The organism is Pseudomonas sp. NPDC096917, from assembly GCF_044762555.1.
Classification (GTDB): domain Bacteria; phylum Pseudomonadota; class Gammaproteobacteria; order Pseudomonadales; family Pseudomonadaceae; genus Aquipseudomonas.
Genome location: NZ_JBIWEO010000001.1, coordinates 344770 through 359547, shown reverse-complemented (window position 1 = coordinate 359547; position 14778 = coordinate 344770). Strand labels below are relative to the sequence as shown.

Annotated in this window: 12 protein-coding genes; 2 read left to right on the top strand and 10 right to left on the bottom strand. The window is 57.5% G+C overall.

Annotated elements, in window-relative coordinates:
- Positions 1 to 27: 27 nt before the first annotated feature.
- The gene (locus ACIQYF_RS01615; RefSeq protein WP_402855868.1) at positions 28 to 981 is read left to right on the top strand and encodes a metal ABC transporter ATPase; all 954 of its coding nucleotides are present in this window, start codon (positions 28 to 30) and stop codon (positions 979 to 981) included.
- A 165-nt stretch (positions 982 to 1146) separates the two neighbouring features.
- Here ACIQYF_RS01615 and hldE read toward each other — a convergent pair whose 3' ends face one another.
- From hldE to ACIQYF_RS01600, 3 genes are all read right to left on the bottom strand, one after another.
- Positions 1147 to 2568, bottom strand: a complete 1422-nt coding sequence (gene hldE, locus ACIQYF_RS01610; protein WP_402855865.1) for a bifunctional D-glycero-beta-D-manno-heptose-7-phosphate kinase/D-glycero-beta-D-manno-heptose 1-phosphate adenylyltransferase HldE — start codon at positions 2566 to 2568, stop codon at positions 1147 to 1149.
- Positions 2569 to 2831: 263 nt separating this feature from the next.
- Positions 2832 to 4643 (bottom strand): lipid A export permease/ATP-binding protein MsbA, encoded by a 1812-nt coding sequence (gene msbA / locus ACIQYF_RS01605; RefSeq protein WP_402855862.1) that lies wholly within the window; start codon positions 4641 to 4643, stop codon positions 2832 to 2834.
- Between the two features lie 16 nt (positions 4644 to 4659).
- Positions 4660 to 5826, bottom strand: a complete 1167-nt coding sequence (locus tag ACIQYF_RS01600) for an O-antigen ligase family protein (RefSeq protein ID WP_402855859.1) — start codon at positions 5824 to 5826, stop codon at positions 4660 to 4662.
- Between the two features lie 98 nt (positions 5827 to 5924).
- On the opposite strand from ACIQYF_RS01600, the gene ACIQYF_RS01595 reads away from it, so the two are divergent.
- Positions 5925 to 6530, top strand: a complete 606-nt coding sequence (locus ACIQYF_RS01595; protein ID WP_402855856.1) for a lipopolysaccharide kinase InaA family protein — start codon at positions 5925 to 5927, stop codon at positions 6528 to 6530.
- Here ACIQYF_RS01595 and ACIQYF_RS01590 read toward each other — a convergent pair.
- The 7 genes from ACIQYF_RS01590 to ACIQYF_RS01560 all read right to left on the bottom strand — a co-directional run bounded on the left by ACIQYF_RS01590 (position 6527) and on the right by ACIQYF_RS01560 (position 14739).
- On the bottom strand, positions 6527 to 7618 hold the full coding sequence (locus ACIQYF_RS01590; RefSeq protein ID WP_402855853.1) for a glycosyltransferase: 1092 nt from the start codon (positions 7616 to 7618) through the stop codon (positions 6527 to 6529). The genes ACIQYF_RS01595 and ACIQYF_RS01590 overlap by 4 nt on opposite strands.
- Positions 7619 to 7665: 47 nt before the next feature.
- Entirely contained in the window at positions 7666 to 8427 is a 762-nt protein-coding gene (locus ACIQYF_RS01585) for a glycosyltransferase family 2 protein (protein WP_402855850.1), read from the bottom strand.
- Between the two features lie 68 nt (positions 8428 to 8495).
- Positions 8496 to 9452: a glycosyltransferase gene (locus ACIQYF_RS01580; RefSeq protein ID WP_402855847.1), complete on the bottom strand. Its 957-nt coding sequence runs from the start codon at positions 9450 to 9452 to the stop codon at positions 8496 to 8498.
- Entirely contained in the window at positions 9449 to 10873 is a 1425-nt protein-coding gene (locus tag ACIQYF_RS01575) for a PIG-L deacetylase family protein (protein ID WP_402855844.1), read from the bottom strand. The genes ACIQYF_RS01580 and ACIQYF_RS01575 overlap by 4 nt, the downstream gene beginning before the upstream one ends.
- A 98-nt stretch (positions 10874 to 10971) precedes the next feature.
- Positions 10972 to 11868 carry an antimicrobial resistance protein Mig-14 gene (locus tag ACIQYF_RS01570; RefSeq protein ID WP_402855841.1) on the bottom strand — a complete coding sequence of 299 codons (897 nt, stop codon included), beginning with the start codon at positions 11866 to 11868 and terminating at the stop codon, positions 10972 to 10974.
- A complete protein-coding gene (locus tag ACIQYF_RS01565; protein ID WP_402855838.1) occupies positions 11868 to 12998 on the bottom strand; it encodes a glycosyltransferase in 1131 nt (376 codons plus the stop codon). Before ACIQYF_RS01565 ends, ACIQYF_RS01570 begins: the two co-directional genes overlap by 1 nt.
- The gene (locus ACIQYF_RS01560; RefSeq protein ID WP_402855835.1) at positions 12982 to 14739 is read right to left on the bottom strand and encodes a carbamoyltransferase; all 1758 of its coding nucleotides are present in this window, start codon (positions 14737 to 14739) and stop codon (positions 12982 to 12984) included. Before ACIQYF_RS01560 ends, ACIQYF_RS01565 begins: the two co-directional genes overlap by 17 nt.
- Between the last annotated feature and the right edge of the window lie 39 nt (positions 14740 to 14778).

The window sequence follows — 14778 nt, the reverse complement described above, 5'->3', positions numbered from 1 at the left end:
CCGACCCCGACGCAAGAAGGAGCCGACATGCCGCGAATGCTGATCCGCAAGAACCCCAGCGACTTCAAAACCCTGCCGTTGTATGTCGAGGCCACGCCTGAAGGCTTGAGCTATCAAAGCGTCGGCATGCCGCTTAACTTTTCGCAAACCTTGAGCAAGCGCCGTCTGGTGAGCGTCGCAGACACTGAACGCTTCGCCGTCGAGTTGGCCAACCTGGGGGTATCGGTACGCCTGACACTGACCTGGCAAGGTCGCGATTACTGGGTATTGGTGCGCCAGCGGCGTCAGGACCGGGGCGATGTAGTGCTCAAGCTGATCTCGGGCTATGTGCCTGCGCATGAGGTCAACTTGCCACTGCACACGGCGGTTCAGGAAGTGGCTGAAGAGTGCCTGCTGGAAACCCCGGAAGGCTGGCTAAGCGGGCGCTTCAACGAAACGTGGCTACCGGCCCCTTACGCCAGCGCGCTGCATTACCGAGAAGCCCTGCCCTTTCGCCTGACGCCGTTGTCCGGCGCGGCACGACCTGTGCGGTGCGCCAGCCAGCCTTTGCTGGAGCGTCCACGGGCATACGTACATTTACCGACCGCGTCCCTGCAACTGATCTACGACCTGCGCCTTGAGGTGCCCAAGGAAGCCAAGTCGCTGAGCCTGTTTCATGTTGATGAACGCTTGGAAGGTGATCATCTGGTCGCCCGCCTGAATCGCAAGCGCCCGGATCTATACCTCATGCCACTGGCCGATGGCAAACCCTGCGCCCAGTTGTATACCTTGACCAAGGATCAGCTGAAACCGGCCAGCACTCGAGGGCTGTATCTGGCAGAAAGTTTTGCGCCTCAGGAAGGCTGGGTGGTCCGCGAGGAACGCATTCGCTGGAAGGACTGGCTCAAACAGCAAGGCTTGAGCGCACCGAGCAAGGAGTCGAGGCTCAAGCGCCTGACCAGCAAGGCGCGGCAGATATTCAGGAAGGTGGTGACGAAGTAAGGCTTTCGCCACTGCGACGCAACGGCTTTTTACGGGCGGCGCGCAGAAGATCAAACGCACGGCGGCCTGTTTGAACGAACGCGAACCCTGTGGCGAGCTTACCGCGCGATCTTTTGATCTTGAAAGATCGCGAGACAAACTCGCGCCTACAGAGGTCGACGTTGGTTAATGACCGCGGATTTTCTCGACGATAGCCGTGGTTGAGCTGTTTTCAACCAGCCCCAACACTTTCACCGTCCCGCCATACGAGGCCACGATGTCAGCACCGACCACTTGGTCGATCCCGTAATCGCCGCCTTTGACCAGCACATCCGGCTTGACCTGGGCCAGCAAGTTTTCCGGGGTGGCTTCCGGGAAGCTGATAACCCAGTCCACAGCGCCCAGGCCAGCCAATACGGCCATGCGCCGGTCAACGCTGTTGATCGGCCGGCCCGGTCCTTTGAGACGGCTCACCGAGGCGTCATCGTTAACCGCGACGATCAGACGATCACCCTGAGCCCGCGCCTGCTCCAGGTAGGTCACGTGCCCGGCGTGCAGGATGTCAAAGCAACCATTGGTGAAGACGATTCTCTCGTTGTGAGCCCGCGCATCGTCGATGGCCAACAACAGTTGATCAAGGGTCAGTACGCCGCGCTCGGAGCCTTCCGAACGCTGGATGGCCCGGCGCAGTTCCGGGGCGCTGATAGCCGCCGTACCCAGCTTGCCCACTACAATACCGGCCGCCAGATTGGCCAGCGCCACGGCGTGCGGCAGTTCTTCACCGGCAGCAATGGCTGCAGCCAAGGTCGAGATGACCGTATCGCCAGCACCGGTAACGTCAAATACTTCACGGGCGCGAGCAGGCAAGTGCATGGCCGCAAAGCCCGGACGCAGCAAGGTCATGCCGTGTTCGCCACGGGTGACCAGCAAGGCTCCCAGCTCAAGATCAGCCATCAGCTTGGCGCCTTTGGCGACCAGATCAGCCTCGTCGGTGCAGCCACCGACAATGGTTTCGAACTCGCTGAGATTAGGTGTGATCAGGCTTGCACCCCGGTAAATCGAAAAGTCTTTGCCTTTAGGATCGGCCAGCACCGGAATGCCCCGGGCGCGCGCGGCCTGGATCAATACCTGGTGATTTTTCAAGGCGCCTTTGCCGTAATCGGACAGCACCAGCACTTTGATGCCGTCGAGCAAGCTGTCGACTTGCGCGCCCAACGCCAAGGCGTCGGTCGTAAACGGCTCTTCAAAGTCGATACGCAGCAGTTGCTGGTGACGGCTCATGACCCGCAGTTTAACGATGGTTGGCTGGTGCGCGATGCGCTGGAAAATTGCGCGTACACCCGCGCCCTTCAAGCTATTGGCCAGGCTGTCGGCAGCTTCATCGTCGCCGGTGACACCCACCAGCGAAGCTGGCGCGCCAAGGGCAGCAATGTTCAATGCAACGTTGGCTGCACCGCCCGGACGGTCTTCAATTTGCTCGACCTTGACCACCGGCACTGGCGCCTCAGGGGAAATCCGTGAGGTTCCGCCATGCCAGTAACGGTCGAGCATGACATCGCCTACCACCAAGACAGGGGCTTGATCGAATCGCGGCATGGACAACTTCATGGAGAACCCACATACAAAATGAACAGGGGCGCGATATTAACACAGGGTGAAGGCAGGTCAGTTCACGGCGTTAATCGCAGGAATGAGAATCAGAGATGGCTTACATGACCCGGCGCACGGTACACGTCGGTAAACGCAGCTTCAGTCAAATAAAGACCGCTGTGGGAGCGGGCTTGCTCACGATGCAAACAACTCGGTCGATGAGAACAGCCGAAGTGATGCTATCGCGGGCAAGCCCGCTCCTCCAGGTTTGTGCTCCCGCTTTAGGCGATGTCGCCAGAAGACAGCGGGGCATCGAGGCCCATCGAGTGCAGGCGGGCGTAGTAGCCGTTTTGAGCCAGCAACTCACTGTGGGTGCCACGCTCAACGATCTGGCCCTGATCCATGACCAGAATCATGTCGGCTTTCTCGATGGTCGAAAGGCGGTGCGCAATCACCAGCGTGGTGCGGCCTTGCATCACATGGTCAAGAGCGGCCTGGATATGGCGCTCAGACTCAGTGTCGAGCGCTGAAGTCGCTTCATCCAGGATCAGCAACGGCGCGTTCTTGAGCAAGGCACGGGCAATCGCCAGACGCTGACGCTGACCACCGGACAACAGCACACCGTTTTCGCCAACCTGAGTGTCCAGGCCTTGTGGCAGCTGCTCGATAAAGTCCATGGCGTAGGCATCACGCGCAGCTTTTTCAATATCCGCACGCGGCGCACCGGCCAGATCGCCGTAGGCAATGTTGTTGGCGACAGTGTCGCTGAACAAGGTCACGTTCTGGGTCACTTGCGCGATATGACGGCGCAGGTTGAGCAAGCGATAGTCTTCAATCTCAACCCCGTCGAGCAGGATTTCGCCCGAGGTGTGGTGATAGAAGCGCGGGATCAGGTTAGCCAGCGTCGATTTGCCGCTGCCGGAACGCCCCACGAGTGCCACCATCTGCCCCGGCTCAACCGTAAACGTCACGTCCTTGAGCACCTGACGATCAGTGTCGGGGTAGGTGAAGTTGAGGTGACGCACTTCAAGGCGACCGCTGACGTGGTCGCGCTCAACGGTGCCATTGTCGACTTCCTGTGGCTCGTCCAGTTGCTCAAAGATGCTTTCAGCTCCCGCCACGCCCTTCTGGATCGTCGAGCTGACTTCAGACAGCTGACGAATCGGCTTGGGCAGCAGGCCCGCCAGGGTGATATAGGCAATCATGTCGCCCGCCGACGAATCGCCGCGCAGATACAGCACCAGGAACATCAAAATGCCCATGGCCACGTAGATGACCAATTGCAGCATCGGGGTGTAGATCGCCCCGGTACGGGTCATGCGCAGTTGTTTGTCAGTATTGCTCTGGCTCGCATTCAGAAAGCGTTGGCGCTCATACGTTTCGCCGCCGAAGCTGCGCACCACTCGATACCCCTGAATGGTCTCGGAGGCCACGTGGGTCACATCGCCCATGGCCGCCTGGATTTTCTTGCTTTGCTTGCGAAATTTTTTGCTGGCCGTGCTCACCATGACGGCGATCAACGGCAGGATGGCAATCATTACCAGCGTCAGGCGCCAGTTCATCCACAGCAGAGACGCAAACAGGAACACCACCGTCATGCCTTCACGAATCACGACCTTGATCGCATCAGTGGCGGCGCCCGTGACCATGGTCACGTTAAAAGTGATGCGCGAGATCAGACGACCCGTGTTGTGCTTGTCGAAGTAACGGTTAGGCAGTACCAGCAGGTTGTTAAACAGCTGCACACGCAGGTCGTGGACCAGCCCCAGCGACACTTTGGCCAGGAAGTAGTTACCCAGGAAAGAGCCCAGCCCCTGCCACGCCGCGATCAATACGATCAGCAGCGGCACGGCTTGTAGCAGGCGCAGATCACGCAGGTAAGGCACGCTTGGGAACAACACTGCGTCGGGATTGGACAGGCCATCGACGAAATACTTGAGGATGTAACCCAGCATTGGTTGGGTCGAAGCGAAAATAAGGAAGCCGACAATACTCAGCAGGAAAAGGCCGATGTAAGGCTTCACATAACTCAACAGCCGGAAGTAGACTTTCAGGCTTGAACTCTGTTCCGCTTCGGACGGTGAATCACTCATCGTAGAGCTCACTGATTTAAGGAAAACGCGAAATTTTATCACAGGCTTCACGACACGCCGGCTTGAACGACAAAAGAGTCGCCACGGCAATCGGTAGCCAGGTGATAAACCATTCTGCACGCGGGGTATCCAGCAGGCTGGCCGCATCAAACTGCATGGCCAGCGTCGAAAACACCCACATGCCAATGACGGCTTGGCCCAAGAGCGTCGCCCGTGCGCGCCAGCCATAGACAAGCACCGAAAACCAGGCGACAGACCAGAGCAGCAACCCTGGCAGGCCCAAACTGATCGCCACACTGGTAAACAGATTGTGTGAGTGATCAAAGGTCAGCCCAACGGCCTTTACGTCAAACGGCGCCTCAAGCCCCAAGCCAAGCCATGGGTGCGCTTGGATCATATGCAGGCTGGCCATAAACAGTTCCGGCCGATACGAAGAACCGCGTGCAAGCATCAACGCCTGCATGTACCAAAACACCACTGCAGCGCCAACCAATGCAAGGGTCGCAATCATCAACGTACGCCGATCACGGCGCCAAATTGGCATGGCCAGAACCGTTAGCAACAGCGCCAAGGCCGCGCCACGGCTTTGGGTCATGACCACAAAGCTGCCCAGCAACCCAAGCGCAACCAGCCAAAGCAATTGCGCCCGACGCCCTTGAGGCACCCAGTGCAGCATCCAGATGCCGGCCACGCCGATCGCATAGGCACCCAGGATAGGATGAGCCAATTCGCCCAGCCCCTCCAGACGCACCGACCAGGCATGATCTTTGACGAAATAGAAATAAATAATGGCCACCAGCGCCATCAGCGCCAGTCCGAGTCCGCCCCACTTCATTAATCGCACGATCCGCTCAGGGCGGCCATTGGCCAGGATCGGGAATGACACGACAAACAGTGCAATGTAAACCAGCTGTTTAGCCTGGCTCAGTGGCTGAGCGCTCCAACTCAAGCTGATAACGGCCCACACCGCCAACCCGACGAGTGACAGGCAAAGCGCCCGCTGCGCCTGCCAAACCTGGCCTAATACCGAACGAGCAGACCATGCAACAACAAGTGTCGGAACCCAGGTAAACAACACCAGGCCCTGTTGGTAGATTTTGTTAGTGGGCGCAAAGGCAATTGCCAACATGAACCACAACACACCGCACGTCATAAGGGCTTGAGCCCAACGACTTTCGTACATCATCCCACTCCTCATTCAACCACCCAGCCAACCTGGAATGGTTAAAACGCCACTTTTTCGGCATTATTGCGTGTCTGACTGCTCGCAAGGGTTCTACGATGCAATGTTCACGGCTTACACAAGCCGCTTTAAATCAAATGATTGAAGGCGCCAAAACGCTTGAAGCGGACAGCTACGGCGCAAAAGTCTACCTGCTGCAAGACGGGAACATAGTGAAACTGTTTCGTCGCAAGCGCCTCCTGTCATCTGCCTTGCTGCGCCCTTATTCGAAGCGGTTCATCGATAACGCTGCTCAACTTGAAAAACTCGGTATCCCGACGCTCAAGGTGTTGGCGTTCTATCGCCTGGAAAAACCAGGCATGACTGCGGTGCTGTATCACCCGTTGCCAGGTCAAACACTGCGCCAGATCGCGGAGAAAAACGGCTTTAACTGGGAAGAAAACCTGCCGAAGCTTATCCAGTTGATCCGTCGCTTGCACGCTGCAGGCATTTACTTCCGCTCCCTGCACTTGGGCAACATCGTAGTCACCCCAGAGAATCAGTGGGGTTTGATTGACGTAGCCGATATGCGCTTTTTTAAGGCGCCGCTGCCTAAAAAGCTGGTGCAGCGTAACCTTCAGCACTTCTTGCGTTACATCGAACGCGAGAACCTGAGCGACAAGTTCCCCGTACAAGCCCTGCAAAACGCCTTTCAACAGGCTTAAAACACGCTGGAGCATGCCTGTTTAAAGCGCAACCAGGCGTGCTCCGGATCAAGCCCCGCGTATTGGCGTGCAGCGACTTCAGACGCCGCAAGAGACGAACAGGCGTCAATCGCCTTGGCCCAGGCCGATACGTCATTGACCGGCACGTAAGAGCCCCCGTCACCCAACTGTTCATAAAATACGGGCAAATCGCTCGCCAGCACCGGCACACCCGCGATCACCGCTTCTTGTACGACCAACCCCAAACCCTCTGCTTGCGAGGGAATCAACACCCAGTCAAACGCCCGAAACAGATGGGCCACGTTGCTCACATAGCCCGGCAGCAGCACCTTGCCTTGCAATCCGAGCGCATTGATTTGTGATTCCAGGGATGCACGCAGAGGGCCTTCGCCGATAATCATCAGCAGCCGATCTGGATGGGTGTTGATGTTTTGCGCAAAAGCCTTCAACAGCATGTCAAAGCCTTTGGAGTCGACCAGTCGCCCTACGGCGCCGAACACCTGCTGGCTCTGCACAGGAAGGCCCAATTGCTGGCGCGCCTGCTCACGTGACAACGATTGTTGCTGAGACTTTTGCGGGTCCAGCATGCTGCTCAAGGTAAGGACCGGCAACTTGACATCTGCCGCGATCGAATCAGCCAGGGTTTGCGAGACAGCGCACAGGGTCAGTTGCTCAGGCGCGAACGCGCGAAAAAGGCAAAGGTCCTTGCATTGCAGTCGGGTTGAACCGTGAAAGATCACCACTGCACGCACTTGCGGCAGCGCTCGCAATGCAGGCAACAGGACGCGCGCCACGCCCAAACCATCAAGCAGCACCCGCTGGGCATCATTTTCTAACAGCGCGTTGCGAAAAAAACGGTTACGAAAAAAACGAGAAAACACCCAGATCCCACGCCCTTTCAAAAAGCGCGACGACAACTTCCAGGCTTTAACTTCCCCAAGCTCGCTCAAGCAAGCCGGGGCCTCGTGTTGCAACAGCCAGGTTTTAACCGGAGTCCCGGACGGCGCCTGGGACAGGATTTGCTGGTGAACCTTGTGTACAGACGCATAGGGAGAACCGCCCGACCACATCACATTAATGATGCTCATCACACGCTTCCTTGTCGTTCAATCATCACGATTCAAACCCGCACCTGCTAACTGATAAGAACGCCAATCAACACTCCCAGCAACAAAGAAACAAACAGTTTGATACGCTCTCGGCGCCCGCGTCTGAGCTTGCGCTGGCGCTCCTCCGGTACTTCGACATGATTGCCGAAGCCGGTATGCAATACCGCGTCAGCCTCCAGTGCCACCGCCTGCAGATTAAGCTCGGCATAGCGTTTGGATAGCGCTTTTTCGCCACCATGCCCGCTATAGGGAGCACACAACAAATATTCTTTGTAACGGCGTAATCCAGGGTTAAGCGAAAAACTCTGCCATTCCGGTTTGTCCGACAGTACCGGATAGCACGCAACACCCCCGATCACTTCACGCTCACCATAATGCAGGTAAGGGCTGTGAATGCGTAAGTCATGAGCATAGCTGCGTAACCAGACCTGCAAGATTTCTGGTTTGAGTTCCAGAATGGTTCTTGAGTCTTCGACAAAGCCCGGGCGATAAAACTCCCAATCGTCTTCGCAATGAAAAATATAGGGGGTGCTGACCTTAGAGTAGGCCAGATCAATCGAAGCCAACTGCCCAAGTTTCGGGCTATTGACGAAAACAGTGCAGTGCTCAAGCCAATTGGGCGGAATCGCCGCGCGCACGGCCTCATCACCGGAGTCTTCGGTGATAAAGACTTCACGGATAGGCGCTGTATTGAACCGGTCAAAGCTCTCGAGCGTCAGCTTGAGCAAGTCAAGACGGCCGCAACTGGTCACAACCAGGGTAATGTCACTTTCTTGGCAGAACCGCACGGTTCGCCTCCTCTCATTGTTAGATTCAGTCCTTTGGGGGGTATCACCGCGATTGACTCAAGGTCGTCTCAAATACCCAGTTTCAATCGAACTCGATCTACCCAGGACAGGGGTGGATGAGGACGTAGTGCTGGTTGTAGCTCTTCAACAATCCGCTGGCCAATTCGACCGAAGCTGTACTGTGACACCGCCAGATCACGACCACGAAGGGCAATATCGGCAGCTAGTTGAGAATCATTACGCAAGCGTGTCAGTTTTTTCTGTAGCTCGGGAATATCGCGATAAAAAACGATGTTATGCATGTCTTCAAAGCCCAATGCACGGTTTTCTGCTTCACCCTGATCAAAGGCTAGCAACACGCAACCACAGGCCATGGCTTCGAAGTTTTTGATCATGTATTCGCCCATACCCACGTCCGCGCTCACAAAGAAGCGAATGCGGTTAAGGGTATCGCGGTAGTCATCACCGGACTTGGTACGGGTGACCACCAGTGGCTCTACACTGGCCAGTTCATCGAGCAAGGCTTTGCGGCCGCTGTAAGCCACGCTGTTGGTGCTGCCGACAAATGCCAGCTCAATGTCACGCTCACGGCCCAGATCATGCAGCAGCGTCTGGTCATAGCCCTTGGGCACGAACACCGCGTCAAAACCCTCGTCGCGCAAACGTTGCGTGACCATAAAGCCGGAGCTGATTACCCGCGCCCACGGCAGTTGACGGTAATGGGCACTGAATTTACCGGTGTACTTACACTCGATGTAGTTCTGATAGGCATCGTGCTCAAGAATGACCAGGTTGGGCACAGTGCGGATAAAGCTGACCTGACGGATTTCCTGTTTGAAGCGTAAGAAAAACACTATGCGGTCATAACGCGTAACGTCCACTTCGCGTCGGAAATACCCGCGCAAGTTGCGCTGTTCATCGCTGCTCAGCCAGCGAATATCACACTCGCAGTTCGCGGCAATGCCGTCATAGAGGCGATCCAGAATGGCTCGCTGCTCTTTCTGTACTAGAAATAGAACTTTCATGATTTTCCTTGCGGCGTCTCAAGACGCCAGAACAGCTCATGCCGTCGAACTGCTTTACGAAAATATTCATTCTCGCCATAAGGCGATGGCTTTCTGCCTGCGAGTAGCACCTGGATCGAACGACGCAGTCTGCGTTTGAGCGCGGCACGGGGTTGCAAGTCATGCATCATGCCCAGCGCCATCGCCTTGTCGCGCTGCTGATCAAGGGTCAATGGCAGGCTGCAAGGGTGCACGCTGAGCGAAGCATCAAAGACTGGCGGCAGGGCAATCCCGTCGCCGCTGTTGCCCATGGGCCAGCGGTCATTGTCATGCAGGTGGTTGGCGTACCCCAGCAAGGTCGTCGGCTGCCACTCCAGCCCTTGCAATGCTTCAAGCACCGCAGCTTGCGCGCAGATGTGATCGGGGTGCGGGTCAAGGGTGGGATGCGGCAACACAATGACTTCGGGCCGCGCGCGCAGAATTAACGTGCGTAAATCCGCCAGCAGGTTATGCCAGGTCGGAGCACCATCTTCATCACCTGGCAGCACAGACGGGTTGAATTGGCGAAACAGCCGGATGTCGCTGAGGTCCGCCTCGCGGGAGGCGACAGGCTGCTCGGGGGCGGCCTGCATCGCAGGCAGTTGCAGACAAAAATACCCCAACTGCGCGCAATGCTTTTCGGGCACCCCGGCCCAACGTGGTACCACCACACTGTCCCACGCCCGCAAACGCCCTTTGAGCCTCGCCGCTTCGGCCCGCTCAAGCCCCATGTGCTGATAGTGCTCAGCCTCAATTTCACCCGCAGTGAGGGTCACGACCCACGCTTCTTTGGCTTGGCTGTACAAGCCAAAAGCAGCCAGTTCGGCATCGTCTGCGTGGGGCGCGATCACCATCACCCGCTGCTCGCGGTAATCAGGATGGCGAAACACCCAAAGCTCAGGCTGGCCTTGCACGCTGCAATGACGCCCTTTGAGGCGCAGTTCACCGCGGTTCAATACCTGCGCTTGCTCACTGAGGTTCAGATACCGCAGGCCGTTGACTCCACGCTCGAAGGTTTGTTGGTCGGGTTGTTCGCCGCCCAGCAGTTGAACGCTCGGGTCGATAAAACGCCCCAGCCCGCGACTGCTGACCTTGATGGCCAATACCAGCGTTTCACCCCCCGCAAGGTTCAGCGGCTGATCAAGCAGCAGACGCTGCGCCTCAAGGCGCAGGTCAAAGCGTTCGCCGTCTGGCCCGAAGGTGTATTGGTAGTCGTCTTGGGGCGAGTAGAACAGATGGTCAGCGAACCATGCTTCATGGGCCACCCAACCCAGCACCGCCAGCACCAGCGGCAACCACCAGGCCAGCAACAGCCCGCTGGCAATCAGCACCAGCAGGCCGATCAGCAAGCCCATTCGCTTGTTGCGCCGATGGCGCTTGAGGAGTTGCTGTTTGCGGCTCATGGTCGGGCTCTATGCAGTTTTCCTATAGAGGCGAGCTTGTTCGCGATCTTCTGATCTTTTAAAAGATCGCGACCAAGCTCGCACCTACAAAGGATTGTTTACGTTTTAAACACGGGCACCGGGTTGCACCAACGCTCTTTGTATTCGCGGTCAGCGCGGCCGAACGAGAAACGCAAAGGCTTGTTAACGCTGCGCGCCTGCTCCCAGGCCGATTGAGTATTGAGGAAGCTCAATACGCTACCGGGGCTGAAATCACGGGTCTGAGGGTCAACACCACCGTTAACGTACTCAACGCTGATCCATTCGGGCGATTCAACTCGGTATACCAACTGAATGGCAATGGGAGAATCATTAAGAAACACGACCGATCCGATCAATAGTTCACGCAACAGCTCAACCACTTCGGCCATATGCTCGGCCCCTGTGGCCACGAAACCCCAGCGGCGCATGAACAAATCGCAGTAGATAGCTGCCAGTTCAGGGCTGGAAAAATCCGTCACCGGGCGCACGACACCGCCCGCTTCTTCCAGCAAGCGCAGTTCGCGGCGTTGGTTGTAGCGAAATTTCTTCGACAGATCTTCAGGCGCGCGCGCCATGGCCAATTGTTCGGTTTGCGCGATCAGCGTACTGAAACGCCCTTCATTGAGCACCGAAAGGTAGCGACCGCGATGTCGCAAAGGCACGTTGGCATCCGCCGCAGCGGGCAGAATGATCTCTGCATTGCCCAGATCGAACAGGCCTTTTTTGCCGTGACGCTTGAGCACGTCCTTGGACAAGGCCAAATCGCGGCCCCACGTCGGAATCGCTGCTTTTAGTTCGCCACCTTGCTCCCAGGCCAGATAGCGCACCGGGATGCCGGCCAATTTAGCCAAACGCTCAACCACCATGGGATGGGTCGCGACGCTGCCACCAAAACGCTGCCAAGCATCGGCGTAAGTCCCCGCGTCGACAACGTTCCAGCCGCGCTCACGCCAGCCTTGGAAAAAATTGAACATCAGGCCCCCGCAGTCAGGTCGGTGACTTGCGGCAATTGCCAGAACCGGTCATGTACCGCTTGATCGCTAAAGCGCTCATGCAGGCGCGCCAGCATCAAATCCGCACACGCCTGGCGTTGCTCATCACTGAGCCCCGCCAAATGCTTGATACCTTGAGCCAAGTGTTCGGCATCGCCCAGCGGGAACAGAATGCCCACACCTTCAACCACCTCCTTGGCACCGCCACAGGCCGTGGCCAGCAATGGAACACCAGCGGCCATGGCCTCCAGCAAGACCATGCCGAACGGCTCGTGATCGGAACTGAGGGCAAACACATCAAATGCACGGAAATAACGACGCGCATCGGGCACCTGGCCCAAGAACTTCACCTGCTGCTCAATGCCGAGTTCGCGGGCCAGTTCTTTGAGGTCTTGCTCCAGACGGCCCTTGCCCAGGATCACCAACTGGCTGTCAGTCGGCAGGCCTGGCAGCGCTTTGGCGAAGCCCTGAATCAAGGTGGCCTGGTCTTTGTCCGGGTGCAGACGCCCGACGTTACCGACAATAAAGCCATCGATCGACACACCCAGCGCTTCACGCGCCTGGGTGCCTGGCAGCTGGCTGGCTTGCACGGCGGCAATATCGATGCGGTTGTAAAGCGTGCTGATGCGCCCCGTCGGCCACTTGGGCAGGCATTTGCGCATGTCGTCACGCACCGCATCGGAAACACCGAGCAGGCTCAGACGCTTGCGAAACAGATGGGCAAACAGTTTGCGACTGCGACGCTGATAGTCGCCAAACGCGTGATGCACGCCGATCACCGGCAACCCCGTGGCGAGCAAGGCGATATAAATCGGCTTGAAGCGGTGGGCAATGCAGAAACTGAAATGGCGCGAGGCTGCGATTTTACGCAGCTTCGCGATGGCGCCCAGCTTGAGGCCACGAATGGCCTTGGAGCTGAATTCCATAAACAGCACTTCGTCCGACGCACAGCCTGCTGCTACCTCTGGGTCGGCTGCACCGGTCAAAAAGACCGTGGTCACCCGGTACCCGCTGCCGGCGAACAGGCTCGCGTACTGACGCGCACAGTCCAGAAACGGCCCGTCATAGCCGTGACAGAACTGCAGCACATGCCGCTCAGTCGAGCGATTCATAACGCGGCGCGCCTTCTTTTACGACCAGGATGTCTTCCATGATCAGGTACTGCAAATCAGAGCCGAAGAACATGTTCAGCGCGTCAGTCGGCGAGCAGACCATCGGTTCGCCACGACGGTTGAGCGAGGTGTTCAGCGACACGCCGTTGCCGGTCAGCACTTCGAGGGCTTTCATCATGTCGTAGTAGCGCGGGTTGTATTCGCGCTTGAGCACCTGCGCGCGCGAGGTGCCGTCTTCATGGACCACCTCTGGCACGCGGGTTTTCCACTCTTCAGCCACTTCAAAGGTGAAGGTCATGAAAGGTGCCGGGTGATCGACCTTGATCATCTGCGGGCCCACGGTGTCGAGCATCGACGGGCAGAAAGGCCTCCAGCGCTCGCGGAACTTGATTTGTTCGTTGATGCGGTCAGCCACGCCTTCGCTGCTCGGGCAACCGATGATCGAACGACCGCCCAAGGCACGCGGGCCAAACTCCATGCGACCCTGGAACCAGGCCACCGGGTTGCCATCGACCATGATCTTGGCGATCTTCTCTGGCGTGCCTTCGATCTTGCGGTACGCAGGCTTGCCAGGGTGACGGGCACACGCCGCGATTACGTCTTCGTTGCTGTACGCAGGGCCGAGATAGACGTGTTCCATCTTCTCGACGGGCACGCCGCGTGCGTGGGACACATAAGCGGCTGCACCCACCGCCGTACCGGCATCGCCGGACGCAGGCTGGACAAACAGCTCTTTGACTTCAGGGCGAGCGATGATTTTCTGGTTCAGCTTAACGTTCAGCGCGCAGCCACCAGCGAAAGCGATTTTGCCAGTTTCCTTGAGGATGTCGCCCAAGTAGTAGTCGATCATCTGCAAGGACAGTTTTTCAAACAGCGCTTGCATGCTGGCCGCGTAGTGGATGTAAGGTTCGTCGGCGATATCGCCTTCACGCTTAGGGCCCAGCCACTCGATCAGTTTTGGCGAGAAGTAAAAGCCTTTGCCCTTCTCTTTATAGCGACGCAGGCCGATGACGTTAGCGTACTCGGTGTTGATCACCAGTTCGCCGTTTTCAAACGAAGCCAGACGCGAGAAATCGTATTTGCTGGCATCGCCGTACGGCGCCATGCCCATCACCTTGAACTCGCCGTCGAGCATCTCGAAACCGAGGAACTCGGTAATCGCGCCATACAGGCCGCCGAGGGAGTCCGGGTCGAAGAATTCCTTGATCTTGGTGATCTTGCCGTTCTCGCCATAACCGAAGAAGGTCGTGGCGTATTCGCCCTTGCCGTCGATGCCCAGAATCGCGGTTTTCTCTTTGAAACCCGAGCAGTGGTAGGCGCTGGAGGCGTGAGCCAAGTGGTGCTCAACAGGCTCGATCTTGATTTTCTTCGGATCAAAACCCAGTTGCTCAAGGCAGAACACAATCTTGTTGCGATAGCGCTTGTAGCGCCGGTTGCCCATCAGAATCGCGTCAAGCGCGCGATCCGGGGCGTACCAGTAACGCTTGGCATAGTGCCAGCGTGCCTTGCCGAACAAGCTGATCGGCGCGAACGGAATCGCGACCACGTCAACGTCAGAAGGCTTGATACCGGCTTGCTCAAGGCAGAATTTTGCGGACTCATAAGGCATGCGGTTCTTTGCATGCTTATCGCGTACGAAGCGCTCTTCTTCAGCCGCCGCTACCAGCTTGCCGTCGATATAGAGGGCTGCTGAGGGATCATGGCTAAGGGCGCCGGACAGGCCAAGAATCGTCAATGCCACTGGATTAGCCTCTTAAAAATGCAGGCAGGCGGCGGGCGC

Coding starts and splice junctions, on each gene's coding strand:
- ACIQYF_RS01615 (WP_402855868.1), top strand. CDS start 28: ATGCCGCGAATGCTGATCCGCAAGAACCCCAGCGACTTCAAAACCCTG.
- ACIQYF_RS01590 (WP_402855853.1), bottom strand. CDS start 7,618: ATGAGCATCATTAATGTGATGTGGTCGGGCGGTTCTCCCTATGCGTCT.
- ACIQYF_RS01565 (WP_402855838.1), bottom strand. CDS start 12,998: ATGAATCGCTCGACTGAGCGGCATGTGCTGCAGTTCTGTCACGGCTAT.
- ACIQYF_RS01595 (WP_402855856.1), top strand. CDS start 5,925: ATGCAATGTTCACGGCTTACACAAGCCGCTTTAAATCAAATGATTGAA.
- hldE (WP_402855865.1), bottom strand. CDS start 2,568: ATGAAGTTGTCCATGCCGCGATTCGATCAAGCCCCTGTCTTGGTGGTA.
- ACIQYF_RS01580 (WP_402855847.1), bottom strand. CDS start 9,452: ATGAAAGTTCTATTTCTAGTACAGAAAGAGCAGCGAGCCATTCTGGAT.
- ACIQYF_RS01600 (WP_402855859.1), bottom strand. CDS start 5,826: ATGTACGAAAGTCGTTGGGCTCAAGCCCTTATGACGTGCGGTGTGTTG.
- msbA (WP_402855862.1), bottom strand. CDS start 4,643: ATGAGTGATTCACCGTCCGAAGCGGAACAGAGTTCAAGCCTGAAAGTC.
- ACIQYF_RS01570 (WP_402855841.1), bottom strand. CDS start 11,868: ATGTTCAATTTTTTCCAAGGCTGGCGTGAGCGCGGCTGGAACGTTGTC.
- ACIQYF_RS01575 (WP_402855844.1), bottom strand. CDS start 10,873: ATGAGCCGCAAACAGCAACTCCTCAAGCGCCATCGGCGCAACAAGCGA.